The organism is Pseudoalteromonas sp. M58, from assembly GCF_042604605.1.
Taxonomy (GTDB): domain Bacteria; phylum Pseudomonadota; class Gammaproteobacteria; order Enterobacterales; family Alteromonadaceae; genus Pseudoalteromonas; species Pseudoalteromonas tetraodonis.
In genome coordinates this window covers 2,406,327-2,432,292 of record NZ_CP152390.1, presented here as the reverse complement: position 1 = coordinate 2,432,292, position 25,966 = coordinate 2,406,327, and the positions used below count along the sequence as shown (strand labels likewise).

The following is a 25,966-nucleotide window of genomic DNA, read 5'->3' as shown; positions in this document are numbered from 1 at the left end:
TATGCGTTTATCAAATAATTTAATGTATCAAAATAACATTAATAAAATACTTGAGAATCAACAAAATGTAGCTGGTGCGCAGGAGCGCGTTACGACAGGTCAAAAATATTTGAGTACCTCAGAAAACCCTGCTGCTATTTCGCAGGGTATGTTGTACACCAATAAAATAGAAACTAATGAGCAGCTGACGAAGAATATTAACCAGCTAAAAGGGCGTTTAGAAACCGAAGAAAGTTTATTACAAGGTATGAACGACACTATTTTAGAAGCGCAAATGTTAACTATACGAGCGGGCAATGGTTCGTTAGATAAAGGTGATTTGGCTTCGGTTGCCAGTGAACTAAAAGAGTTACAAAAATCGCTGCTTAACTTAATGAATAGTCAATCTGAAGGGGGGAAATACCTTTTCTCTGGCTATCAAGACGATATTCAAACTTATACATTTAATAGCACTAATGGCAAATACGAATACCAAGGCGATCAAGGCCAGCACGAAGTAACCATTGCAAAAGGCGTTGAGATCAAATCAAGCGATAATGGCTTTAATGTATTTGAACGAGTTGATGCACGTCTTGATGTGGTATCGAATGATGGAGCGCCATCAGGCGGTATTACCGCTGGAACTGTTTATGTTCAAAATCAAGGTGAGTTTGATCGTTTTCATAAAGATAATTATAACTCAGACCCAGATCCGCTTATTTCTCCAACGATCAATACCTATAACGTTAATGTGATCCCTGGTGCGACCCCTTCATCGCCTGATCAGTATGAGATATTACGTGATGGTAATCCTCTTGTACCACCTGTGACTGGTGAAGTAACTGATGAGCCGATTGAATTTGCCGGTATGGAAATTCAACTTGAAGGTGTAGCACCGGGGCAGCTTGATTTTACCCTTGAGAAACCAAGCAAAGAAAATGTATTGAATACACTAGAAGATTTGATCATTAGCCTAAATGACGAACAACTTGATGAAGCGCAAATTAACCAAGCATTATCGGATGGTTTAATTCAGCTTAAAAATGCTAGTGAACAGATTGTATTTACACAAGCTGGTTTAGGTGGACGGATGAATGTGGTTGAGCGTGTGACCGATTCAAACAGTGCACTGGATATTAATAATCAAGAAAATAGATCCAGCCTGATTGAGATTGATGCCGCTGAAGCCATCAGCGATCTTACTAAACATGAGTCTGGTTTACAGGCTTCACAAGCGACTTTTGGTCGCTTGGCTAAACTTTCATTATTCGATTATTTATAAATACCATCCAAGGCAGGTTATTACTTTACGAGAAAAGTAGGTAATAACTTGCCTTAACGAAGCGGCAAAAAACTGTCACCCCCTTTTTATCTTCTGTCAAAAAATCGCTAACTTCTAATTTAAAGCCGCAACAAGTGTTATTTAGTTGTTTTAAAACATAAGGTTAATCTTTTTTTACTAGTTGGCACAACTAATGCATTTAGCTAGTTATAGAAAGTGTGGTTTTTGCTTAAATATTTTGAACCACATTCTGATTGAAACTAGGAGATGGTAAAATGGCTTTAAGCGTAAATACAAATGTTGCATCACTTAATGGGCAACGCAATCTATCTAAATCTAGCATGGCACTTGAAACCTCAATGCAGAGACTATCATCTGGTTTGCGTATTAATAGCGCAAAAGACGATGCTGCAGGTTTACAAATTGCCAACCGACTAACGTCTCAGGTTAATGGCCTAACGGTTGCTCAGCGTAATGCCAATGATGGTATTTCCATGGCGCAAACGGCTGAAGGTGCGATGCAAGAGTCTGCAAACATCTTACAACGTATGCGTGACTTATCACTGCAATCAGCGAATGGTTCAAACAGTGCGGTTGACCGTGCATCACTGCAAAAAGAAGTAGCAGCCCTGCAACAAGAGCTTACTCGAATTGCAGACACCACCAAATTTGGTGGAACCAGCTTACTTGACGGTACATTTGGTACAAAACAATTCCAAGTAGGTGCAAATGCGAATGAAACCATTAATGTAAGCTTACGTAATGTTGCTGCAAACGCTATTGGTGCATATGAAGTAAAAGGAAACAGTACGTTACTGGGTGCTGTTGCAACACAAACAGCACCGCTTGCTACGGCAACAGGTGCAGTTGCTACGGCAGGACTAAATATTAATGGTGTTGCAATCCCTGATGCAGGTGTTACGGGTAAAGGCGCTGCTGAAATAGCGGATACCATTAATAAAGAAGCAACAGGGGTTACTGCCACTGCAAAATTAGATGTTACTATTGCTGGGCTAACATCAGCGGATAACAGTGACTTAACTCTTCGCAAAGCTGGCGCTGCGGTTGATACGTATAAACTATCAGAATTTGGTGGTGATCTTGATCGTCTTGCTGAAAAGCTGCAAGCCGATGGCTATGATGCAATCGTAGACGATGGTTCGTTAACACTAAAAGCTGAAGGCGTTGATGGTATTCAAATGACAGGTACTGCCGGTACAGCTACTATTGCTAACAATGCAACAGGTGGTACGCCAGTGGCTGGTGGCGCTACCAATAATGATATCAGTGTTTCATCATCACTGACCTTATCTTCGTCAGAAAAAATTGGCATATCGGGTACTGATGTAGATGATATTCTAGGCGGTACAAATATTTCAGCTACCGGTGGTTCTGGTGAATTAACATCTGTTGAAAGTGTTGATATATCAGGTACGACTAGTGCGGGTGCGCAATCTGCGATTAACACTATAGATGCGGCGCTTGCGCAAATTGACGCCCAGCGTGCAGACTTAGGTGCGGTACAAAACCGTTTTGGTTTTACCATTGCCAACCTTGCTAACGTATCTGAGAATGTGTCAGCTTCTCGCAGTCGTATTCAAGATACTGATTACGCGCTTGAAACCGCAACACTAACTAAAAACCAAATAATGCAACAAGCAGGTACCACTATTTTGTCTCAGGCAAACCAGTTGCCACAGGCAGCATTAAGTCTTTTAGGTGGCTAATATCCGCTAACTATAAAAAGCCAAGCAAATATGCTTGGCTTTTTTGTCTGTATTTCAATCAATTAAAAGTTTTTACTGTTTTTTTTAAAAAAAAGCTAAAGGTAATTTTATAACGGCCGTTAACTTAATTAGAACGGAGCTTGAACAGATTTTTATTGTGATGGCTCTTGGTTAAAATCAATTAGTTACATTACGAAAGTAATCAGGAGTTATAACATGGCTTTATCAGTAAATACTAACGTTGCATCACTAAATGCACAAAGAAACTTATCAAAATCTAGCGATGCATTAGGTACATCAATGCAACGTCTTTCATCTGGTATGAAAATCAACAGCGCGAAAGATGATGCGGCAGGTCTACAAATAGCTAACCGTCTTTCTTCACAAATTAATGGTTTAGGTGTTGCTCAGCGTAACGCTAACGATGGTATCTCAATGTCGCAAACCGCTGAAGGTGCAATGCAAGAGTCATCAAACATCTTACAACGTATGCGTGACCTATCTTTACAATCAGCTAATGGTTCAAACGATGCTAACGCTCGTGCAGCACTACAAAAAGAAGTGGGCGCATTACAGCAAGAGCTTACTCGTATCGCTGAAACGACCAAATTTGGTGGTACAAGCTTACTAGATGGTTCGTTCGGCACTAAACAGTTCCAAGTAGGTTCAAACGCAAACGAAACAATCAATGTAAGTCTACGTGATGTGTCTGCTGATGCAATTGGCGCATATGAAGTAAAAGGTATTGCTACTGGTCTCGGGTCACCTACAACACAAACTGCAGTTTTATCTACAGCAGTTGGAGCGGTTGCGACTGCAGACTTAAACATTAACGGTGTTGCTATTCCCAATGCAGGAGTAACTGGCAAAGGTGCTGCTGATATTGCCGATGCGATAAATAATGAGGCTACAGGTGTAACTGCTACAGCTAAGTTAGATGTGTCTCTTGCTGGCTTAACATCTGCAGATGATAGTGTTATATCGTTACAGAAAGGTGGTAATGTTGTTGATGATTACAAACTAGCTGAGTTTGGCGGAGACATAGATCGTTTAGCTTCAGAGATGCAAGCTGATGGTTATGATGCTGTTGTTGAAGATGGTACATTAAGACTGAAAGCGCAGGATGTTGACGGTATACAAATGACAGGTACTGCAGGGACTGCAACACTTAAAAGCAATGTTACAGGTGGTGCAGCAGTTGCTGGTGGTGCAACGAATAATGATATTAGCATCACTTCAACATTAACATTGTCATCACCAAATCAAATAGGCATTTCAGGTTCAGATGTTGACGATATATTAGGTGGCACAGCTACTAATGCTATTGCAGCTACTGGTGGTAAAGGTACATTAACATCTATTGAAAGTGTTGATATCTCTGGTACAACTAGTGATGGTGCGCAAGCAGCTATCAATACTATCGATGCGGCGCTTGCGCAAATTGATGCACAACGTGCTGACTTAGGTGCGGTACAAAACCGTTTTGGTTTCACTATTGCTAACCTTGCAAACGTATCAGAAAACGTATCAGCTTCTAAAAGCCGTATCGAAGATACAGATTACGCTGCAGAAACGGCTAAACTAACTAAGAACCAGATTATGCAACAGGCTGGTACAACAATCTTAGCTCAGTCTAACCAGTTACCACAGGCAGCACTTAGCTTATTAGGTTAATTTAATAATAAGCTCTATACTTAACTACTAAGGAAGGGGCAACCCTTCCTTTCTTGTATAGGTATAAAGCTTTATATCGCTTTATAGTAGGAGCGAATTATGGAAACGCAAAGTTTAAATCTAAATATCAGCTCAACGCAAAAAGGTGAGGTTAGCTCAAGTTACCAAGCCCCATCACAAGTTAAGCAAAACGCCGATGAGCAAAAGAATACACCCATCACCACCACGGCAAGTAATAGTGAAGTTTCTGAAACTGAGTTGTCACCTGAAAAACTAGAGAAGGTGGTACAGCAATTGCAGGACTTTATGGGCGAAATGAATCGTAGCCTACAGTTTAAAGTAGATGAAGATTCTGGCCGTAATGTTATTAAGGTAATTGATAAAGAAAGCGGTGATTTAGTTAAGCAATATCCCTCTGAAGAAGTATTAGGTATTGTTGCTAAATTAGCAGAAGCCACTGGCGTGTTAGTTGATTTTAAAGTTTAGTTTGAGCAATTTAAGAGGGTAAGTATTATGGCTATTTCATTTACAGGTATAGGTTCAGGACTTCAAGTTAATGAAATTGTAACCGCTTTAGTCAATGCTGAAAAAGCCCCTTATCAAGCACGGGTAACACAACAGCAAGCAAATTTTACTACGGACATTTCTGCGGTAGGGACCTTAAAAGCGTCTTTAGAAGAGCTTAATGGTTCTCTAGAATCATTGGGGGACATCGAAAATTTTCAAAAGCGTACTATCAGTGGTAGCGATGAATTTGTCTCTTTAAGCTCTGAAAAAAACGCGCAAACTAACAACTATTCTATAAAAGTAAACAGCTTAGCTGAAAACCACAAGTTAACCTCAAGTGCCATAGCAGGTGATGAGGCTGTGGGTGAGGGTAAGCTAACTATTAGTTCAGGTAGTAATAATTTTAATATTGATGTGTCAGATACAGCAACCCTTGCAGATATTCGTGATGCTATTAATAATTCTACCGATAACGACTCAGTTAATGCCACTATTATTACTGATGATACGGGGCAGCGATTGGTATTATCAAGTAAGGAAACTGGCGCAGAAAACGCAATAAAGATTGTGGTTGATGATGTTGGTGATGCTAATAATACTGATTTGTCTGGCTTATCACGACTAGCTTATGACAGCGATGCTGCATCTGCAACCTATGCTGAAAATTTAAATGAAGTAACGGCAGCGACCGATGCCTCAATTACGATTGATGGGACGCTTGTTGCGACAAGCAGTACAAATGAGTTTAAAGATGTCATTGAGGGTGTCACCATTAATGCCAAAAAAACGCACAACGCAGATGATGATTTAAGTAAAGCAACGATAACAGAAAACAATAACAATATTGCGGCTGGATTAAAATCGTTTGTAGAAAAGTTTAATGCGTTTATTGATTTATCAAATCAGTTAGGTCGATCTAGCGCTGAAGAGGGCGTTGGTGCACTTGCGGGTGATTCATTACTTAGAGGTTCAGTAAACCAAGTACGCTCGATGTTAACATCTGAATTTAGCACGGGTAATGGTAATACCGACTTTTTAGCTAACTTTGGTATTAGAACTGAGCGCTCAGGTAAGTTAAGTATTGATTCTGATGCACTTAAAGCTGCGGTAGAAAGTGATCCACAAGCTATCCAAACGTTTTTTGTTGGCGAAAATGACGGTGATGGTTTTGTTGGCCAGTTAGATACTGTTATTAAAGGTTATACGGCCTCTGATGGTATTATTAGCTCTCGTATAGAAGGTCGCGAATCACAAATTTCTAAACTAGAAACTGACGTAGAAAAGTTTAATACCCGTATGGCTAAATATGAAGAGCGATTATATAGCCAGTACAACGCAATGGATTTGCTCGTTGCTAACCTAAACTCGACAGGGAGTTACTTGCAACAGCAATTAGCTAACCTACCTGGTGTGGTTAAAAAGTCTAGCTAAACAATTAACCTTGTTTAGCAAATAAAGCCTGGCTTATGAGTCAGGTTTTTTTATGTTTGTTCGATTGTTAGTAACTAACTGTGTTGTTTTATAGTGAGGTTTGAGGAAATAAAAATACAGAGTGAAAAATCTGCTTAATCACTCTGTAAAGGGGAATAAAATAGGGGGGAGCTAAAGTAAATAATATTTTTAAATATTAGATTTATACTTATTCACCGCGCCTTTGCTTTTTTGTTTCTTTATAATTTCTATCGCTAGCTTTTGTTTTTCGCTATCAAATAGTGTTGAAAGCTGTGCCACAAATGCGATTAAAAACTCAAGCTCAGATTCAGAATAAAAACCGTCGTCATGCTTTAAAGATTCATTCATGTAACTGTCTAACCGGCTATGAATATTCAGTGCTTGCTCAATATCCCAATCCTGAGAGTCAGTAATCAAACTAACCAGCTCATTGCAGTAGTCTCTGGTCTTACTATCAGTAATTTGTGAGCTCGTAACCTGCTTCAAAGTCATTACAGTTGTGGTTCTCTTTGTTCGAATGGAATTGCTTCCCAGCCTGACTTAATCTCTTTAATTAAGGTAATTACTTCATCAATTTTATCAATGTTGTTTTCAAGGTTTGCAGTTAATAAGCAACGCTGACAGTAATCGTACAAAGAGTCTAAGTTAGTTGATACTTCATTATTGTCTTCAAAATTTAACACTTGCTGCAACGCACCAAGTAGCACAATACAATCAGAGATTGCGTTGCCTTTTTTTTCTAACTCTTTACGTTCAATAAATCCTTTTGCAGCAGAGAGCTTGCCAACAATATTAACAAATACCAGTTTAACTTGGTCGTAAGGCGTCATTTCTTTAACACTGCTAACTGTTATTTGACGGTATTTATTGATTGATGCATGAGCCATAGGTAATTCCTCAAATTTTAATTACATGTTCAGAACTCTAAGCAAGTTTAGTTCCAACATAAGTTTGACTATTACTTTATCGGCAAAAACAGTCGCACCTTTAAATAATAATAGCAGTTTTTATGAGTTTTTTCTGTGTGAAATCGTATCATTGAAAATCGCATTATATGTCGTTTAATTCATCCTAAGTATGTATGTCACTAAAACTACCCAGGCAATTAATAGTTATAAAGTATTGACTTTGTGCGGCCAGTGTCTGTTTTTTGGCGTTAATGTCAAAAAATCGCCGCTATTGCTTGCATCCAAACCCAACTGGCTTACAATTTGATTAATAAAATAAATTAGTGAAATAAATGGCTCGCTAAAGATGATCTTAATTTTAGATAATAATAACAATCGCTCTATTGGATTATACGCATCGCTTACTTTTATTGGTGAGGCGGTACAGTTGCAAACAGAAGCTGACTTTGAACAGGCATGCAGCCACTATCAAAACAAAGAATGTATTGTGGTATTAGGTGCTTTGCAGTCTTTAGATCACGAAAGTTTAATTAAACGATACCCAACATTTCCTTTTTTACTCATTGGTGAAACGCTTAAACCTTTGTTGAGTTTGGCTAATGTTGTGGGGTTGATATGTGAGCCATTTACTCATGAAATAACCACACAGCTGTTACACGACTGTCAGCAATATCAGCGCATGTTGCCGCATGAACATAAAAATAATAAAGAGAAAAGCACCTTTGATGGTCTTGTTGGTGAAACCAAAGCGGTAAAAGATTTACGCTTTTTAATCACGCAGGTTGCAAAAACCGATGCCAATGTACTTATTTTGGGTGAGTCGGGCACAGGTAAAGAAGTGGTCGCCCGTAACGTGCATTTGCTTTCTAAACGTAATAAAGGCCCTTTTGTTCCGGTAAACTGTGGGGCTATTCCTGCTGAGCTATTAGAAAGTGAACTATTTGGTCATGAAAAAGGCGCGTTTACTGGGGCTATTTCAGCACGAAAAGGCCGTTTTGAGTTAGCGCAAGGTGGCACGCTATTTTTAGATGAAATAGGGGATATGCCACTGCAAATGCAGGTTAAGCTATTGCGAGTACTACAAGAGCGTAGCTATGAGCGCGTTGGCGGTACCAAAGCGATTCAAGCCGATGTACGTGTTATTGCTGCAACCCACCGTGACCTTGAAAACATGATTGAAAAAGGTTCATTCCGAGAGGATTTATATTACCGCTTAAATGTTTTTCCTATTGAGAGCCCATCTCTTGCTCAACGTGCGGAAGACATCCCTTTGCTACTTAAAGAGCTTATGCGCCGTGTAAATGAACAAAGCGGTACTACGGCTAAGTTTACAGAGCGTGCTATTGATAGTTTAAAAGAACATTCTTGGCCGGGTAATATTCGTGAGCTGGCGAACCTTGTTGAACGAATGGTTATTATGTTTCCAGATAAGGTGGTGGATGTTCCTGATTTACCCAATAAATACCGCTACATTGAAGTTGAAGCCTATGAGCCACAGTACCCAGAAGAGCTGATGGAGCGTGATGCCTTTAATGATATTTTTAGTGGCGGATTTAGCGAAGATGAAATAGATCTAGAAGATGATTTTGTTCAGGCTGCACCTGGTTTATTGCCCGATGAAGGTATTGAGCTCAAAGAGTACTTAGCTGAGCTTGAAATTAACTTAATCACCCAGGCATTAGAGCGCTTTGATTACGTTGTTGCCCGTGCTGCTGAAGTGCTAGGTGTAAGGCGAACCACACTGGTCGAAAAAATGAAAAAATATAACTTGTCTAGGGATTAAGAGCAAAGTGCAGGTGTTATATTTTAGGTTTTAGGTTAGAAAAACTAAACACCGCGTTTAATGCAAACTCGGCGCTATACTTGTCAGCGGGTTAACCCCGCGTCTCGTAACCCGTAACCCGTAACCCCCACCTAGCCTAGCTTTTTAACTTCTTCTTTTCTAAAGCAATTATTACTATGATCGTTAACCATTCCACAGGCCTGCATGTAGGCATACACTGTGGTTGGGCCTAAAAACTTAAAACCGCGCTTTTTTAAATCTTTTGCAAATAACGTTGATGCTTCAGTAACTGCAGGGTAATCCGCAAGCGTCTCTAAATCGTTTACCTGAGGTTTATTGCCAACAAACCGCCACTGGTAATCACTAAAGCTGCCAAACTCTTTTTGAATAGCAATGAAGCACTTTGCATTATTAATTGTTGCGGCTATTTTTAAGCGATTGCGAACAATTCCCTCATTTTGCATTAATTTTTCTAGGTCCTGCTCAGTAAAGGCCGCTACTTTATTTACGTCAAAGTTTGCAAAGGCGTTTTTATAATTAGCGCGCTTTTTTAATATGGTGTACCAACTTAATCCTGCTTGTGCCGATTCTAACGTTAAAAACTCAAAAAGTAGGTGATCGTCATACACAGGTACGCCCCATTCATGGTCATGGTAATCCACGTAGTCGGGCTTTGAGGTATCTAACCATGGGCAGCGGCACTGAGTCTCTTTATTCATGCTTATTCCTTAGCGCGTCATTTTTACGGCACGTATTTTAACTATTTAAATTGTTGATATTATTATGAAATAATTTTGGTACATATTGTGCATTAGCCAGTGTATCTACATTATTTTAGAGAGTTGATTATGGCCCTTGCAAGTGTGCTAAAACCCCAGTTTATTTCTGCTAATCAGTATAACCCATGTTTACTGCAAGAGGAGTATGTTGGTGAGTTGAGTGATTTGCGTCAACAAGCAAGTTGGCTCTCTCATCTGGTTGATACCATGCCTGCGGGCGTGATTGTACTCGATGGTAAAGGAATGATCGCTAAGGCAAACCAAATAGCTATCGATATGCTCGGCGAGCCATTAGAAGGAGAGAAGTGGTTTAGCGTTATTCAGCGCTCATTTCGTCCTCATCAAGATGATGGTCATGAAGTGTCGTTAAAAGATGGACGCTTAATAAAGCTCGATATTACTGCACTCGCGCCTGAGCCTGGGCAACTTATACTAATGACCGATTTAACCGAAACCCGACGCTTACAAAAGCGAGTCGCGCATATGCAGCGTTTAAGTGCCTTAGGTAAAATGGTGGCGTCTTTAGCTCATCAAGTACGCACACCGTTATCAGCGGCTATGTTGTATGCCGCAAATTTAGGCTCAAAACGCTTACCCGAAGCGTCTCGCGGCAGTTTTCATACTAAATTAATGTCACGTTTAAAAGATTTAGAAACCCAAGTAAACGACATGCTGTTATTTGCTAAAAGTGGTGATCAGCAAGTTGTTGAGCAAGTATCGATGCAACAGCTACTCAGTGAAGTTAAAGCCGGTGCCGATGCTATGGTAGCGCTCAATGATAGCGAATTAAATGTGAGCTTACCTGAGCCTGATATTGAAATTATGGGTAACAAAACAGCATTGGCAAGCGCAATTCAAAACCTAATTCATAATAGTATTCAAGTCATTGGCAGTGGTGCACAAGTACATCTTAGTGCTTTGCGTGATATGCAAGCCCCTGATTATGTCCGCATTAGTGTTAGTGATAATGGCCCTGGGCTTGATTTAGCACAAACTGAAAAAATATTTGAACCCTTTTATACCACTAAAAGCCAAGGTACTGGTTTAGGACTTGCCGTTGTAAGTTCAGTGGCCAGTGCACATCAGGGACGTGTTGAAGCAAACAACAATCCACAAGGGGGAGCAATTTTTAGTATGTTGCTACCTATTAGTGTCACATCTAAATTAGGGGAGTCACAATGAGTAACACTATTTTAGTTGTAGAAGATGACGCCGGACTTCGTGAAGCATTAATTGATACGCTTGAAATGTCAGGTATAGCCTGTATGGCCGCCAATAGTGCCGAGCAAGCCATGGTGCTACTAAAAAAAGAAGTATTTTCATTGGTGGTCAGTGATGTACAAATGGGCGCAATGAGCGGCTTGGATTTATTACGTAGTATTAAATTAAATTACCCTGATTTACCCGTACTAATGATGACGGCCTATGCCACTATTGATGATGCTGTAGAGGCTATGCGTTTAGGCGCGATTGATTATATGGCTAAGCCATTTGCACCAGAAGTGCTATTGAATATGGTGAGTCGTTACTTACCAGAAAAAGAAAAAGAAACAGACGGGCCCATTGTCGCCGACCCTAGTAGTATTCAATTACTCGAACTTGCTAATAAAGTTGCTCGATCAGATGCCAGTGTGATGGTGCTTGGGCCAAGTGGCTCTGGTAAAGAAGTACTGGCGCGTTATATTCATGACAAATCAAAACGCTGTAATGAACCGTTTGTTGCGATTAACTGTGCTGCTATTCCTGAAAATATGCTCGAAGCCACTTTATTTGGTTATGAGAAAGGCGCGTTTACCGGTGCTATTCAAGCTTGCCCTGGTAAGTTTGAACAAGCACAGGGCGGTACTATTTTACTTGATGAAATCACCGAAATGGATTTAGGCCTGCAAGCCAAGCTGTTACGTGTACTTCAAGAGCGTGAAGTTGAGCGTTTAGGTGGTCGTAAAACCATTGCACTAGATGTACGTGTGCTTGCCACAAGTAACCGAGAGTTAAAAGAAGCGGTTGCTGATAACCAGTTCCGTGAAGATTTATACTATCGACTCAATGTTTTCCCACTGCTGTGGCGACCACTGTGTGAGCGCCCAGGGGACATTATTGTGCTGGCTAAACATTTGATTGAACGTCACTTAAGTAAAAGCAAAGAGCCAATGGCGTATTTAGATAGCAGTGCAGAGCAAAAACTGCTTAGCCATAGCTGGCCCGGTAACGTACGCGAACTAGATAACGTTATCCAGCGAGCATTAATTTTACGCAGTGGAAATAGTATTGATGAGCATGCTATTTTTATCGAAAATCTAGCCCCAACGCATTTTGTGGCAGAAACTAAAGCTGACATTGAACCTGTAAAAAGTAGTCTCAGTAACGCTTATTATGATGAAAAAGCAGCGCCTGCAGATGAGCAAAAAAATGATTTGTTAGCCGTCGATACTGGTAGTTACAAAGATGAGCTTAAAGATAAAGAACATCGTATTATTTTAGAAACCTTGGCACGCTGCCAAGGAAAACGTAAAGAGGTCGCCGAAACCTTAGGTATTAGCCCGCGTACTTTACGCTACAAATTAGCACAAATGCGTGATTTAGGTATTTCCCTCCCAGCATAACCCCCATAAGCCCTAAGTTCAATCACTTGAATTTAGGGCTGTCAAAACTCTGACTGCTTAATTATTTTACTTAAAGCGTTGTTTTAATTGGTTTTAATTTTTGGCATGTTTTGTGCTTTATTCTCTTTAAGAGTTTACTGCATTATCAGAGACAATTATGAAAATTCAAAACAGTGCTTTATTTCAAGAAATGCAATCAATGGCTGCGGAGGCCACACGTAGTAATCAAGTTAATAACTTGCCAACGCAAGTGCAATCAACCTCTACAGCACAGTTTGGTGACATGTTGAGTAATGCCCTTAATACAGTGCATGAACTTCAGCAAGACACAGGGCAAAAAGTAAAAGCGGTAGAGAATGGCGACAGAAGCGTATCACTTGCCGAGGCTATGATTGCTTCGCAAAAGTCTTCTGTGGCATTTGAAGCTACGGTACAGGTTCGTAATAAGCTTGTTGAGTCTTATAAAGAAATTATGAACATGCCTGTTTAACTAGGTAGTGGAGAATTATTGTGGCGCAATCTAATCAATCTACAGATCTGGCACTTGCTGATGGCATGATGGAGCAAAGTGAAAACGAAGATCAACAAGAGCAAAAATCAGGCTATTTCAGTGCCCTTGGCGGTGTTGATGTTTTACGTCAAATTACCCTGATTGTTGCATTAGCTATTTGTTTAGCCATTGCTATTTTCGTTATTATTTGGGCTCGTCAGCCAGATATGCGCCCTTTAGGTAAAATGCAAACTGAAGAGTTAATAGAAACACTCGACTTTTTAGATGCACAAAAAATTGACTACCAACTTGATGGCAATGTGGTCTCGGTGGATGAAACTGAATATCAAAATATCAAGTTATTGATGACCCGTGAAGGTTTAGATCAAGGGCCTACATCAGGTAGCGACATTATTATGCAAGACATGGGGTTTGGGGTAAGCCAACGTTTAGAGCGTGAGCGCCTTAAACATGGCCGTGAGCAACAACTTGCCCGTACTATAGAAGAGCTAAATAATGTTACTCGCGCCAAAGTATTGTTAGCGATTCCCAAAGAAAATGTGTTTGCCCGTAGAGAGAAAAAACCCTCTGCAACTGTTGTACTTACTCTTAAACGCGGTCGCTCTCTAGATGGCGAAGAAGTTGACTCGGTTGTTGATATGATAGCTTCAGCGGTACAAGGGCTTGAGCCTTCGCGCGTTACTGTGACCGATCAAAATGGTCGTTTATTAAATTCAGGCTCGCAAACCTCTTTAGCTGCACGCTCACGTAAAGAATACGATATAGAACGTAAACGTGAGCAAGAATACCTAGAAAAAATCGACAGTATTTTGATCCCCGTGGTTGGATTAGGTAATTACACCGCACAAGTAGATTTAAGTATGGACTTTAGTGCGGTAGAAGAAACACAAAAACGTTACAACCCAGATTTACCTGCGGTAAGAAGTGAAACGACCTTTGAAGAAAATAATATTGGTGGCCTAGCGGTTGGTATTCCAGGCGCGCTGACTAATCAGCCACCAGTTAACTCAACTATTCCTGAAGATGCGATGGCGGGCGGTGCAGGCACTGGAACCTCACCGAGTAGAACTCACAAAGAAGCCACTCGTAACTATGAACTCGATACCACTATTTCACATAAGCGTCAGCAAACTGGAGTGATCCGCAGAATAAGCGTCTCTGTTGCGGTTGATTACCTGCCTACGGTGGGTGAAAATGGTGAAACAACTATGACGCCACGCTCGGTTGAAGCCCTGTCAAATATTCGTCGCTTGTTACAAGGTGGCGTAGGCTTTGATATGCAACGTGGCGATGCACTTGAAGTAGTGACCGTACCATTTGTTCGTGAAGACTCAGCGCTTGATTTTGAGTTGCCTTTATGGGAACAAGATTGGTTTATGAAAATGATGCGCTTAGTATTAGGTGCACTGGTTATTATTGTACTGATTTTAGCTGTCGTTAAACCTATGCTTAAACGCTTAATCTACCCAGATAATACACTTGAAGAATACGATGAAGATTCTCTTAGTTCAGGTGTTGATCTTGGTGACAGCACATTAGATATGCTAAATAATGACTTTGATTCTGCTTCTGTTGGCTTCTCAAGCGATGGTACACTACGCTTACCAGACCTACACGGCGACGAAGACTTACTCAAAGCGGTTCGTGCCCTTGTAGCCAATGAACCAGAACTATCATCACAAGTAGTGAAAGCGTGGTTAACAGAAGATGACTGATCAAGAACAAAAACAACTACCTCAAGCGTTTGATGTTGATAAACTTGATGGTGTAGATAAAGCGGCAATATTATTGCTGAGCTTAACTGAAGAAGATGCAGCGCAAATCCTCAAGCACTTAGAGCCAAAACAAGTGCAAAAGGTCGGTATGGCCATGGCGGCAATCGATGATTTGTCGCAAGCTAAAATTAGCGCGGTTCATAATTTGTTTATTGAACAAATTCAAAGCTTTAGTACGATTGGTTTTCAGTCTGAAGACTTCATCAAAAAAGCACTTACAGCCGCATTAGGTGAAGATAAAGCCGCCAGCTTGATAGACCAAATAGTGATGGGCTCAGGCGCTAAAGGTCTTGATTCATTAAAATGGATGGACTCTAAACAGGTGGCTAACATTATTCGTAATGAGCATCCACAAATTCAAACAATTGTTCTCTCTTACCTAGAGCCTGAACAGTCGGCTGAAATTTTAGCGCAATTTCCTGAAAAAGTGCGCCTCGATTTAACCATGCGTATTGCTAATTTAGAAGAAGTACAACCGGCAGCATTGCAAGAATTGAATGAAATTATGGAAAAACAATTTGCCGGTCAAGCGGGTGCACAAGCTGCGAAAATGGGTGGCTTAAAAGCTGCGGCAGATATCATGAACTACCTCGATACCAATGTTGAAGGCCAGTTAATGGATTCAATCCGTGAGCATGACGAAGAAATGTCGCAACAAATTCAAGACTTAATGTTTGTCTTCGAAAACTTAATGGATGTAGACGACAGAGGCATTCAAGCAATCCTGCGTGAAGTGCCGCAAGATGTATTAATGAAAGCCATTAAAGGAACCGATGATGCCCTTAAAGAGAAAATTTTGGGTAACATGTCAAAACGTGCCGCTGAAATGCTCGCTGATGATTTAGAAGCTATGGCTCCTGTGCGTATTAGTGAAGTAGAAGCGGCGCAAAAAGAAATTTTATCAACAGCACGTCGCCTTTCTGATTCAGGTGAAATTATGCTTGGTGGTGGCGGTGGTGAGGAGTTCTTATAACCTATGAGTCACTCTAAAGGTCGCCCATTACATGCAGATGAAGCTGATGAGTTATTAAAAAATTGGCCAATTCCTGATGTTGCTCCTGATGAGCGAAGCTTTCGCAATCGCTCTACGGCTTATGGCACACCCTTAGCCGAGCTATACCGTAAAGAAATAGCAAAAGAACAAGTAGAAGAACCGGAAGAACCAGAGCTGCCTTCATTAACTATGGTAGAGCTGGAGCGTATTCGCCAAGATGCCTACGAAGAAGGCCTTAAACAAGGGCACGAACAAGGCTATATAGATGGCTTTGACAAAGGCGTAACCGAGGGTAAAGAGGCGGGTTACAAAGAAGGTGTAGAGCTGGGTAAAACACAAGGCCAAGAAGACGTTAAACCATTAATTGATGAGCAGTTGACCAGTCTGCGTGGTTTACTAGATAGTTTAAGCGACCCGCTTAAAAAAGTGGACGAGCAAGCAGAAAAACAGCTGGTACAGCTAGCCACTATGCTCAGTGAAGCGATTATTTATCAAGAAGTAAAAACATCACCTGATATTATTTTACATACTTTGAAAAAAAGCATTGATGCACTTAATGCAGAACAAGAAAAAGTTCGAATTCATCTTCATCCAGATGACTTATCGCTGATAAAAACCAGTTATGGCGAACAAGCTATTGAAGATAATCATTGGCAATTAATTGCAGAACCCACTCTAGAGCGGGGCGGTTGTGAAGTTAAAACAACGTTATCATCTTTAGATATGACCTTGAAAACCCGTGTCAAAGAAACGTTGGATAGCTTTTTGCATAACAGTGGTATCTAACTTTTTTATTGGCGTGTTATGTCTGTGAGCGATACTTCATTAAGCGAACGCTTATCTCAATACCAACGGCATATTAAAATTCCAGCGCCTGCAGTCGCGGGAGTTTTAACGCGTGTGGTTGGTTTAACACTGGAAGCCAAAGGTTTGCGCGCTCCGGTAGGCAGCCAATGTAAAATTGAAACAATGAACGGCTTTGTTGACGCTGAAATTGTTGGATTTAACGATCAAACTTTGTATTTAATGCCTAACGACCACATTTCAGGCGTACTTCCTGGTGCGCGAGTTATCCCCCAAGTTAATGACACAGGTTTGCCTGTTGGCATGAGCTTACTTGGTCGAGTGGTAGACGGCTTAGGCAGACCTTTAGATGGCTTAGGTAAAATTAATGCAGAACATACACTCAAATTTGCTCAAAATGCAATAAACCCTCTTGCAAGACGCCCCATTAGTAAGCCTATGGATGTGGGGGTACGTGCTATTAACTCGGTGATTACTGTCGGCCAAGGCCAGCGCATGGGCTTATTTGCAGGCTCTGGTGTGGGTAAATCAGTATTATTAGGCATGATGACCCGAGGCAGTGAAGCCGATGTGATTGTAGTGGGTTTAGTCGGTGAGCGTGGTCGAGAAGTAAAAGAATTTATTGAAGAAATACTGGGTGTTGAAGGGCGTAAACGTTCAGTTGTTGTTGCAGCCCCCGCTGATGCCTCACCATTAATGCGATTAAAAGGCTGCGAAAGTGCGGTAACCATTGCAGAGTATTTTCGAGATCAAGGTTTAAACGTATTGTTATTACTCGACTCGGTGACGCGTTATGCTATGGCACAGCGTGAAATCGCGCTGGCTGTAGGTGAGCCCCCTGCAACAAAAGGCTACCCACCTTCAGTATTTGCTAAATTACCTGCGCTGGTGGAAAGAGCGGGTAATGGCGGGGAAGGGCAAGGCTCTATTACTGCCTTTTTTACCGTACTGAGTGAAGGCGATGACATGCAAGACCCGATTGCTGATGCTGCACGTGCCATACTTGACGGACATATTGTTTTATCACGTGATTTAGCCGACAGCGGCCATTATCCTGCCATTGACATAGAAAAATCGATTTCACGGGTTATGCCACAAGTGGTGTCTGAGTCGCACATGCAACAAGCTCGTGTGCTTAAGCAAGTGTATTCAATGTATCAACAGAACAAAGACATGATCACCTTGGGCGCTTATCAAAAAGGCAGTGATCAAATGCTCGATCAGGCGATAAACATGATGCCAAGAGTGAACGCATTTTTACAACAAGGGATGCGTGATGTGATTAGTTATGATGACGGCCTTCAAGGGCTAGCGCAATTATTAGGACAAGCATAATGGCTAAAAATAAACTGCATTTGTTGCTCAGGCTCGAAAACGAAAAAGAAGAAACGTTACGCATGAGCTACTTGCAAGCTAATCAAAATTTGCAATTAAATCAGCAAAAGCTGCAAGGCTTAAATGACTTTCGACTTGAATACACGCAGCAACTTCATATTAAGGGGCAGTCGGGTTTATCAAGTGCCGGATTTAGTCAGTATCATGCATTTATTGCTAAAATTGAAGAAGCGATCCGTCAACAAGCAAGCACTGTTAATACCGCAAAGCAGGTGGTTAGCCAGCGTAAAACTTTGTGGTTAAAGCAACAAGTAAAAGCGAAAGCGGTTGCTAAGTTAATTGAAAAACAACAGATAAAAGCGGATATATTGGTCGCTAAGAATGAGCAAAAAATGCTCGACGAGTTTTCCTCTAATCAGTTTTATCAAAGGCATAAAGCACTATAAGGTAGGCATGCTAATTGCTTAGATTCTACAAGAGCAATGATTTTTAGGATTGTGCGGTGGGCTGTTGCCGCTTTTATTAGGTGATTTATGGCGATAAATGATATTTCAATGTTAGCGGTATCTGAGCAAGACTCATACTTAGTTAAAAAAGACAGTGATAAAGCAAAGTTAGACAGCAGTAATAATGCGGGCTTTTTTGATCAATTAGCACTTGCTAACCAAGCCTCTGAAACACATAGTGCGCAAGCCAAAGTGCCACAAAAACAACAATCAGATGAACAAGTCGACCTAAAAGAGCAAACCAGCGAAGAAAAGCCTTTGAGCGGTGAAGATATGCTGGCGCAAATTAATGCGGCACAAGTCATCGATACCTCAGTAAAAAATAACCCCCATGGTGGTGCGCAGTTAATAGACAAAGACGCTGTTAAAATAAACGCTAAGCCTGAAGATAAGCTGGCACCTATTGTTATTAATTTACCAAGTGATGAAATTGTTGATGATACGGCCATTGTGCAGTCACAAAAGACTGTAGGTTCTGAATCAGCAAGCAAAACTGCAGCTGAGTCTTCACAGCTTGACACGAAACCTTTAGCTACAGCTGCCCCAACCGGACAGTATGAGGCTGTTACAAATGAACTCGCGGCTGCTAAACCATCGGATAAGCCGACCGAGACTATGAACATTAAAGCATCGCTAGATGCTTCCGTTTTGGCGCTGTTATCAAAAGATGATAATGCCATTAAAGCAGATAAATTACTGGCAAATTTAACACCTGCTCAGCAAGGTGAATTAGCCACTGAGCTTAATGCGATGAGCAAGCCAATTAATAAAGATAACTTAGCGGATTTAAAGCAATTACTCAGTAAGTATGTGAGTGAAAGTGAGAAGCCGCAAACATCTCAGCAGACCATTAATGCGCAAATAAGTACGTTAACTACCTCAGAAAAACAGGCCTTACTCAATCAGTTGCAGGGTTACGTTAAAAATGAATCTTTATCAACGAAAGAACTTACCTCGCTAAAAGGAGTAATCAGTGATTTAGAGACCGCGATTAACGCGGACAGCTTGTTTAGCGCCAAAGATAGGCCACTATTTTCAAATAATGCTTTGGCGGGAGCAATAGCGCCAAAAGCACAGGCTGGTACTGAATCAGCCAATGTAAAACCTGAGCTAAAATTAGAGAGTTCAAAATCGGTAGCTGATAACCCTGAAGAGCTTGCCAAACAGTTAGACGCGCTACAAAAAGAGAGCATGCGCGGCACTAATGCTGAGCAAATGCCACCGCGTGCAGCACAAATTTTCTCTCAGATCATTAATGTATTTGATAAACAGTCGCTTAATACACTCGCTAAATACGATACTTTAGGGTACGAACAAGCTATTATTGAAGCGCAAAGCTTGCAAGCAGGGCAGTTACAAAGTACTGCACAAGCGAAACAAGTAAGCATTGATCCTGCCACCTTACAGGCTTTAAACATTATTAAAAGTGATGCGGCAAAAATGCTACAAGAGCGGGTTAGCTCAATGTTAAGTATTAATAATAAAGAAGCTGAAATTCGCCTAGATCCGCCAGAAATGGGCAGTATGCAAATTCGTATTAGAAGTGATGCTGAGCAAGCACAAATCAACTTTGTAGTGCAAAACCAGCAAGCCAAAGAAGCACTGGAGCAGTCGTTACCTAGGCTTAGAGAAATGCTGATGCAGCAAGGTTTAGAACTAGGTGAAAGCAGTATTTCTTACGGTGATTCCTCAGGTGAGCAAGCACAGCAACAAGAAGGTGATGCACAAGGGCAAATGGCCAATAATCGCTCTACAGATGAGACAAATAGTGAGCAACCAGATAAGCAAATACAGGGTTCTGGACAACAAACGTCATCATCAATAGATTACTATGCCTAAGTCCTGCTATTATAATAGTTAAAACAAGCAAATACCTTTGCAAATAAAGGAAATACAATGGCTGAAGATACTAATTTAGAAATAGAAGAAGTAAGTAAGAGTAAAAGCAAACTCATAATAATTATTGCCGCTGTATTACTTATTGTTGGCGCTGTGGCAGGGTACTTTTTATTATCAGGTGGTGATGAGCCAGTAGAAACCCTTGCAGATGATGCTGCCAATGGTGAGGTAGCTGCTGCGCCAACAAGTTCTTCGGCAACGGTTGGCAGTGCTTTATATGTTGCGATGCCTAGACCGTTTATTTTTAATGTGCCAGGGGCTAGTCGCGATAGAATTGTACAGATTAAAGTACAATTATTAGTGCGCGGCGATGGTAATGAAGAAACGGCTAAAAAACACATTCCACTGATTGAAGGCACACTCCTGAGTGTATTTTCTATGACAACGGCTGATGAACTTAGCACCAGTGTAGGCAAAGAAACACTGCGTTTTACTGCACTTGATAAAGTACAGGCCGCTATGATGGATGTTGAAGGGAACAAAGTAATTGAGCGGGTACTATTTACCGGCTTTGTGATGCAATAAGGGGCCAGTGTGAGCGATTTATTATCCCAAGACGAAATTGATGCACTATTACATGGTGTCGATGAAGTCGAAGAGGAAGATATACACGACGGTGAAGATGGTGAGGGAAGTACACTACAGTACGACTTTTCTTCGCAAGATCGCATCGTGCGTGGTCGCATGCCGACACTTGAAATTGTTAACGAGCGATTTGCCCGTCATATGCGAATTAGCTTATTTAACATGATGCGCCGCACCGCTGAGGTGTCAATTAACGGCGTGCAAATGATCAAGTTCGGTGAGTACATACATACCTTGTTTGTACCAACGAGTTTGAATATGGTGCGTTTTCGCCCACTAAAAGGCACCGGCCTTATTACCATGGAAGCACGCTTAGTATTTATACTGGTAGACAACTTCTTTGGTGGCGATGGCCGTTATCATGCCAAAATTGAAGGACGTGAATTTACCCCAACAGAACGCCGAATCGTACAAATGCTGCTGAAAATAATCTTTGAAGATTACAAAGAAGCATGGGCACCGGTGATGGATGTGTCGTTCGAGTACCTCGATTCTGAGGTAAACCCTGCGATGGCTAATATTGTTAGCCCAACCGAAGTAGTGGTTATCAGCTCTTTTCATATTGAGCTGGATGGTGGCGGGGGAGACTTCCATATTGCGCTACCTTATTCAATGCTCGAACCTATCAGAGAGCTATTGGATGCGGGTGTTCAGTCTGATACTGAAGATACCGATTTACGTTGGAGTAAGGCGCTTCGTGACGAAATAATGGACGTAGAAGTCGATTTATCGACCCAGCTACTTGAAGTTGATTTAAGCTTAAAACAAATAATGGAGCTCAAAGCTGGGGATATAATTCCAGTTGAAATGCCTGAGCATATTACCGTATTTGTGGAAGAGCTCCCTACATTTAGAGCTAAAATGGGTCGTTCACGCGATAACGTTGCGCTACAAATTAGTGAAAAAATTAAACGCCCTGATTCAGTTAAATCTGAGCTGCATGTCTTTACCAAAGGCGGCAAAAAAATTGATTCAGATGCAGAATTAGCAGAACTAGAAGATGATTTACACCTTTCAAACGGTGTAGACTTAGACTGGTAATTGATTAAAAGGTTAAAAGTATGAGCGATGATCAAGATACAATGGACGAATGGGCAGCAGCACTTGCTGAAGCTGAAGGCACTGACGATAGTCCTGAGGTCAAAGTAACCGAGCTTGATGAGCTTGATGATTCAAAGCATGAACTCAGCGGTGAAGAAAAACGTAAACTCGATACTATTTTAGATATTCCCGTTACTATTTCTATGGAAGTAGGGCGTTCTAAAATTAATATTCGTAATTTATTACAACTTAACCAAGGTTCGGTCGTTGAGCTTGACAGGGTTGCCGGCGAACCGCTCGATGTTTTAGTTAATGGTACTTTGATTGCGCATGGCGAAGTGGTTGTGGTGAACGATAAGTTCGGTATTCGTTTAACGGATGTAATTAGCCAGGTTGAACGGATCAAAAAGTTACGATGATAGCACTAGCCAGTTTAAGCAATTCGGTGTTTGCAGCAACCGATGCTGCAACACCGACCACAGATATCGTATCCATGGTGTTATCTTTGGGTATGGTTGTGGTGTTAATTTTAGTGTTGGCTTTTTTTGTAAAAAAGCTCAATCCAAATTTAACCAATAACGATGAGTTTAAAGTGATCCGCAGTCTTCCGTTGGGATCACGTGAGCGCTTAATGGTTGTTGAAATAGATAATGCACAGCACCTATTAGGGGTTACTCCACACAGTATTAATTATCTACACAAGTTAGAAACCCCCCTAACAGAAAAAGAGTTACCAGAATTAGCGAAGCGGTTTGGCAAAATGTTGAATCCGCAACTTAATCAAAATAAAAAGAACTAATATTATGACTAAATGGCTGCTTTTCCTATTTGCCATGGTGTTCGTCCCAGGGGTCAATGCCGAGGGGATTGACGCGCTGACGATCACCACTAATGCCGATGGCACCCAAGACTACTCAGTGACGCTACAAGTGTTGGCGATCATGACGGCTATGAGCTTTATTCCAGCCGCCATTATCATGATGACCTCTTTCACTCGAATTATTGTTGTTTTAGCTATTTTGCGCCAAGCCATTGGTTTGCAGCAAACGCCTTCGAATCAAGTATTACTAGGTATGTCGCTGTTTTTAAGTATTTTTATTATGGCGCCAATTTATGAGCAAATAAATGAGCGAGCTATCGAACCGTATTTAAGTGAACAAGTAACGTCACTTGAAGCACTTGATTTAGCCAAAGAGCCAATGAAAGCGTTTATGCTCTCACAGGTACGTATAAAAGATTTAGAAACCTTTGCTAAAATAGCAGGTTACGATCAGCTTGATTCGCCTGAAGCAACGCCAATGGTTGTGCTTATTCCTGCGTTTGTAACCAGTGAGCTACAAACCGCTTTTATTATTGGTTTTATGTTTTTTATTCCCTTTTTGATTGTCGATTTGGTGGTTGCATCGGTATTGATGGCCATGGGTATGATGATGTTATCGCCCATGATTGTGTCGCTACCGTTTAAAATTATGTTGTTTGTATTGGTTGATGGGTGGAGCTTGGTGATGGGTACACTCGCTAAAAGCTTTGGCTTGGGCACGTAGTTGTGCACTCTTCATTGAACCAATCACACTAGGAGTCGTCCATGGAACCTGAAGTATTTGTTGATATTTTAAGTGGAGCCCTATTTTTAGTGATTAAGCTGGTGTCTGCCATTGTGGTACCTGGCTTAATTATTGGGTTGGTTGTGGCTGTGTTTCAGGCAGCAACCTCAATTAACGAACAAACACTGAGTTTTTTACCGCGTTTATTAATCACCATCAGTGCCCTGATTGTGGGAGGACATTGGTTTACTCAAGAGCTAATGGACTTTTTTAATCGCTTAGTGCTGCTTATTCCCGAAATTGCAGGTTAACAATGGAATTTCCATTTTCCGTTGTCATTCAATGGTTAAGTGATTTTTTACTGCCCTTAGTGCGCATCAGCTCTATGATCATGATCATGGCGGGTATTGGCGCAAAAAACGTACCTGCTCGAATAAAAATGGGCTTGGCTGTTGTGGTCACCTTCTTAGTTGTTCCTGTTCTTCCTGCTGCTACATTTACTAATCTATTTTCTTTTGAAATGATTTTAGTGGTACTCCAACAAATGTTGATTGGTGTCGCAATTGGTTTTGCGTCCACACTATTACTCAATACGTTTGTGTTAGCCGGTCAAATTCTTGCTATGCAAACCGGTTTAGGTTTTGCATCTGTTGTTGACCCCTCTAATGGGATGAGTGTGCCTGCAGTGGGGCAATTTTATCTAATATTAGCTACCTTATTATTTTTTGTGTTTAATGGTCATTTAATGATGATTCAAATGGTGGTGCACAGTTTTGAAGTACTCCCGATTGATGGCAATTGGTGGGCGGTTGATCATTACTGGGACATAGTGACATGGGGTGGTTGGATGTTTACCACTGCATTAGTGCTGTCATTAGCACCATTAACCGCCATGCTGGTTATTAATATGGCATTTGGTATTATGACCCGTGCTGCACCGCAGTTAAATATTTTCTCGATAGGCTTCCCGTTTACCTTAGTGGCAGGGCTCGTTATTATTTGGGCAACGCTCGGTAACTTTGTCACTCAGTTTGAGTTCCAATGGCTAAAAATGGTTGAGCTGATGTGTACTCTAGTTGGTTGTTCCCCTTAGGAGAGCGTAATGGCTGAAGATTCCGGACAAGAAAAAACCGAAGAACCCACCCCAAAAAAAGTTGATGATGCTAAAAAGAAAGGCCAAATAGCGCGTTCTAAAGAGTTAGGTACCATGTTTGTGCTTATTTTTTCTGCTATTTCCTTATTAATGTATGGGCCTGAAATTGGCAAAGGCTTGTACCGCATTATGGGAAGAATGCTGAGTCTTAACCGCAATGAAACCTACGACACCACCAAAATGTTTGCCGTATGGGGAGAGGTGGCCGACGTACTGTTATTTCCTATGTCGATGTTTGTACTCATTATTGTATTGGCTGCATTTATCGGTAATACCATGCTTGGCGGCTTTAATTTTAGTTGGCAAGCAGCTGCGCCCAAAGCCAGTAAAATGTCGCCAATGAAAGGCTTTACCCGCATGTTTGGTCCACAAGCGGCTATAGAATTGCTTAAGTCATTATTAAAGTTTGGCTTGGTGGCCGCATTTGCTATTTTTTTAATTAATACGTTTTTTGATGAAATCTTACATTTAAGTATAGAAAGTGCGCCTGGCAATATTGTTCATGCTTTGGAAATTTTAGCGTGGATGTTTTTAGGCATGTCTTGCACCTTAATTATTATTGCTGCTATTGACGCCCCATTTCAAAGCTATAGTCATAACAAACAGCTTAAAATGACTATGCAAGAGGTAAAAGACGAATATAAAAACTCAGAAGGTGATCCGCAGATTAAAGCGCGCATAAGGCAAACCCAACGTCAAATGTCGCAAAAGAGAATGATGCAGGATGTGCCAGACGCCGATGTTATTGTTACCAACCCTACTCACTATTCCGTAGCTTTAAAATACGATACAGAGCGAGCAGGCGCGCCTATTGTATTAGCCAAAGGTGTGGATGAGCTCGCCATGCAAATTCGTAAAATTGCATTGGGTAATGAAGTGCCTATTGTTGAGTCTCCAACTTTAACCCGAGCGCTTTATCATACTGCAGAAGTGGGTGAGCAAATCCCCGATCAGCTCTTTACTGCGGTTGCTCAAGTGCTTGCTTATGTGTTTCAGCTTAAACGGTTTAAAAAAGGCCGTGGAAAACGCCCTGTTGCCCTTAATAAAAAGCTGCCTATCCCCGATGAATTTAAGTATTAACTGCTAACCAACTAACTTGGAATAGTTATTGCAATTTCAGCGTAG

At 41.1% G+C, this 25,966-nt stretch carries 26 protein-coding genes; 23 read left to right on the top strand and 3 right to left on the bottom strand.

Annotated features, from left to right (window positions below; genetic code table 11):
- Position 1: 1 nt before the first annotated feature.
- The 5 genes from flgL (at position 2) to fliD (ending at position 6,600) form a co-directional block, all read left to right on the top strand.
- Positions 2-1,261 (top strand): flagellar hook-associated protein FlgL, encoded by a 1,260-nt coding sequence (flgL, locus tag AAGD16_RS11280; RefSeq protein WP_290191477.1) that lies wholly within the window; start codon positions 2-4, stop codon positions 1,259-1,261.
- Positions 1,262-1,536: 275 nt separating this feature from the next.
- A complete protein-coding gene (locus AAGD16_RS11275) occupies positions 1,537-2,988 on the top strand; it encodes a flagellin (protein WP_028833978.1) in 1,452 nt (483 codons plus the stop codon).
- A gap of 216 nt (positions 2,989-3,204) precedes the next feature.
- Positions 3,205-4,662, top strand: coding sequence for a flagellin (locus AAGD16_RS11270; protein ID WP_290172470.1), 1,458 nt, complete (start codon positions 3,205-3,207; stop codon positions 4,660-4,662).
- 99 nt (positions 4,663-4,761) lie between these two features.
- Complete coding sequence (locus AAGD16_RS11265; RefSeq protein WP_290172471.1) at positions 4,762-5,148, top strand: flagellar protein FlaG; 387 nt, start codon at positions 4,762-4,764, stop codon at positions 5,146-5,148.
- A 27-nt stretch (positions 5,149-5,175) separates the two neighbouring features.
- Positions 5,176-6,600 (top strand): flagellar filament capping protein FliD, encoded by a 1,425-nt coding sequence (gene fliD / locus AAGD16_RS11260; RefSeq protein ID WP_377111785.1) that lies wholly within the window; start codon positions 5,176-5,178, stop codon positions 6,598-6,600.
- Between the two features lie 189 nt (positions 6,601-6,789).
- Here the strand turns inward: fliD and AAGD16_RS11255 are convergent, their stop codons facing one another.
- On the bottom strand, positions 6,790-7,038 hold the full coding sequence (locus AAGD16_RS11255; protein WP_377111782.1) for a hypothetical protein: 249 nt from the start codon (positions 7,036-7,038) through the stop codon (positions 6,790-6,792).
- A gap of 74 nt (positions 7,039-7,112) precedes the next feature.
- The gene (gene fliS, locus AAGD16_RS11250) at positions 7,113-7,508 is read right to left on the bottom strand and encodes a flagellar export chaperone FliS (RefSeq protein ID WP_008112168.1); all 396 of its coding nucleotides are present in this window, start codon (positions 7,506-7,508) and stop codon (positions 7,113-7,115) included.
- Positions 7,509-7,875: 367 nt separating this feature from the next.
- Between fliS and AAGD16_RS11245 the strand changes: the two genes are divergently transcribed.
- Positions 7,876-9,312 carry a sigma-54 dependent transcriptional regulator gene (locus AAGD16_RS11245; RefSeq protein ID WP_377111778.1) on the top strand — a complete coding sequence of 479 codons (1,437 nt, stop codon included), beginning with the start codon at positions 7,876-7,878 and terminating at the stop codon, positions 9,310-9,312.
- 131 nt (positions 9,313-9,443) lie between these two features.
- Here the strand turns inward: AAGD16_RS11245 and AAGD16_RS11240 are convergent, their stop codons facing one another.
- Positions 9,444-10,031 carry a DNA-3-methyladenine glycosylase I gene (locus AAGD16_RS11240; RefSeq protein ID WP_377111775.1) on the bottom strand — a complete coding sequence of 196 codons (588 nt, stop codon included), beginning with the start codon at positions 10,029-10,031 and terminating at the stop codon, positions 9,444-9,446.
- 129 nt (positions 10,032-10,160) lie between these two features.
- Between AAGD16_RS11240 and AAGD16_RS11235 the strand changes: the two genes are divergently transcribed.
- The 17 genes from AAGD16_RS11235 to flhB all read left to right on the top strand — a co-directional run bounded on the left by AAGD16_RS11235 (position 10,161) and on the right by flhB (position 25,921).
- Positions 10,161-11,273: a sensor histidine kinase gene (locus AAGD16_RS11235; RefSeq protein ID WP_377111772.1), complete on the top strand. Its 1,113-nt coding sequence runs from the start codon at positions 10,161-10,163 to the stop codon at positions 11,271-11,273.
- Positions 11,270-12,694: a sigma-54 dependent transcriptional regulator gene (locus AAGD16_RS11230; protein WP_016899228.1), complete on the top strand. Its 1,425-nt coding sequence runs from the start codon at positions 11,270-11,272 to the stop codon at positions 12,692-12,694. The genes AAGD16_RS11235 and AAGD16_RS11230 overlap by 4 nt, the downstream gene beginning before the upstream one ends.
- A 157-nt stretch (positions 12,695-12,851) precedes the next feature.
- A complete protein-coding gene (gene fliE, locus AAGD16_RS11225) occupies positions 12,852-13,184 on the top strand; it encodes a flagellar hook-basal body complex protein FliE (RefSeq protein ID WP_016899229.1) in 333 nt (110 codons plus the stop codon).
- Between the two features lie 20 nt (positions 13,185-13,204).
- On the top strand, positions 13,205-14,920 hold the full coding sequence (gene fliF, locus AAGD16_RS11220; RefSeq protein ID WP_377111767.1) for a flagellar basal-body MS-ring/collar protein FliF: 1,716 nt from the start codon (positions 13,205-13,207) through the stop codon (positions 14,918-14,920).
- Positions 14,913-15,953 (top strand): flagellar motor switch protein FliG, encoded by a 1,041-nt coding sequence (gene fliG, locus AAGD16_RS11215; RefSeq protein ID WP_013465559.1) that lies wholly within the window; start codon positions 14,913-14,915, stop codon positions 15,951-15,953. The genes fliF and fliG overlap by 8 nt, the downstream gene beginning before the upstream one ends.
- A gap of 3 nt (positions 15,954-15,956) precedes the next feature.
- Positions 15,957-16,760, top strand: coding sequence for a flagellar assembly protein FliH (fliH, locus tag AAGD16_RS11210; protein ID WP_013465558.1), 804 nt, complete (start codon positions 15,957-15,959; stop codon positions 16,758-16,760).
- A gap of 18 nt (positions 16,761-16,778) precedes the next feature.
- The gene (gene fliI / locus AAGD16_RS11205; RefSeq protein WP_008112184.1) at positions 16,779-18,113 is read left to right on the top strand and encodes a flagellar protein export ATPase FliI; all 1,335 of its coding nucleotides are present in this window, start codon (positions 16,779-16,781) and stop codon (positions 18,111-18,113) included.
- A complete protein-coding gene (gene fliJ, locus AAGD16_RS11200) occupies positions 18,113-18,559 on the top strand; it encodes a flagellar export protein FliJ (protein WP_028833987.1) in 447 nt (148 codons plus the stop codon). The genes fliI and fliJ overlap by 1 nt, the downstream gene beginning before the upstream one ends.
- A gap of 87 nt (positions 18,560-18,646) precedes the next feature.
- Positions 18,647-20,458 carry a flagellar hook-length control protein FliK gene (locus tag AAGD16_RS11195; RefSeq protein ID WP_377111761.1) on the top strand — a complete coding sequence of 604 codons (1,812 nt, stop codon included), beginning with the start codon at positions 18,647-18,649 and terminating at the stop codon, positions 20,456-20,458.
- Between the two features lie 57 nt (positions 20,459-20,515).
- The gene (gene fliL, locus AAGD16_RS11190) at positions 20,516-21,043 is read left to right on the top strand and encodes a flagellar basal body-associated protein FliL (protein ID WP_013465555.1); all 528 of its coding nucleotides are present in this window, start codon (positions 20,516-20,518) and stop codon (positions 21,041-21,043) included.
- Between the two features lie 9 nt (positions 21,044-21,052).
- On the top strand, positions 21,053-22,144 hold the full coding sequence (gene fliM / locus AAGD16_RS11185; protein ID WP_010387912.1) for a flagellar motor switch protein FliM: 1,092 nt from the start codon (positions 21,053-21,055) through the stop codon (positions 22,142-22,144).
- 20 nt (positions 22,145-22,164) lie between these two features.
- The gene (gene fliN, locus AAGD16_RS11180; protein WP_013465554.1) at positions 22,165-22,563 is read left to right on the top strand and encodes a flagellar motor switch protein FliN; all 399 of its coding nucleotides are present in this window, start codon (positions 22,165-22,167) and stop codon (positions 22,561-22,563) included.
- Entirely contained in the window at positions 22,560-22,943 is a 384-nt protein-coding gene (gene fliO, locus AAGD16_RS11175; RefSeq protein WP_024602027.1) for a flagellar biosynthetic protein FliO, read from the top strand. The genes fliN and fliO overlap by 4 nt, the downstream gene beginning before the upstream one ends.
- Positions 22,944-22,947: 4 nt before the next feature.
- The gene (gene fliP, locus AAGD16_RS11170; protein ID WP_013465552.1) at positions 22,948-23,688 is read left to right on the top strand and encodes a flagellar type III secretion system pore protein FliP; all 741 of its coding nucleotides are present in this window, start codon (positions 22,948-22,950) and stop codon (positions 23,686-23,688) included.
- A 41-nt stretch (positions 23,689-23,729) separates the two neighbouring features.
- Positions 23,730-23,999 (top strand): flagellar biosynthetic protein FliQ, encoded by a 270-nt coding sequence (locus AAGD16_RS11165; RefSeq protein ID WP_010387922.1) that lies wholly within the window; start codon positions 23,730-23,732, stop codon positions 23,997-23,999.
- 2 nt (positions 24,000-24,001) lie between these two features.
- Entirely contained in the window at positions 24,002-24,781 is a 780-nt protein-coding gene (gene fliR / locus AAGD16_RS11160) for a flagellar biosynthetic protein FliR (RefSeq protein ID WP_013465551.1), read from the top strand.
- A 9-nt stretch (positions 24,782-24,790) separates the two neighbouring features.
- Positions 24,791-25,921, top strand: coding sequence for a flagellar biosynthesis protein FlhB (gene flhB, locus AAGD16_RS11155; protein WP_013465550.1), 1,131 nt, complete (start codon positions 24,791-24,793; stop codon positions 25,919-25,921).
- The last annotated feature ends 45 nt before the right edge of the window (positions 25,922-25,966 follow it).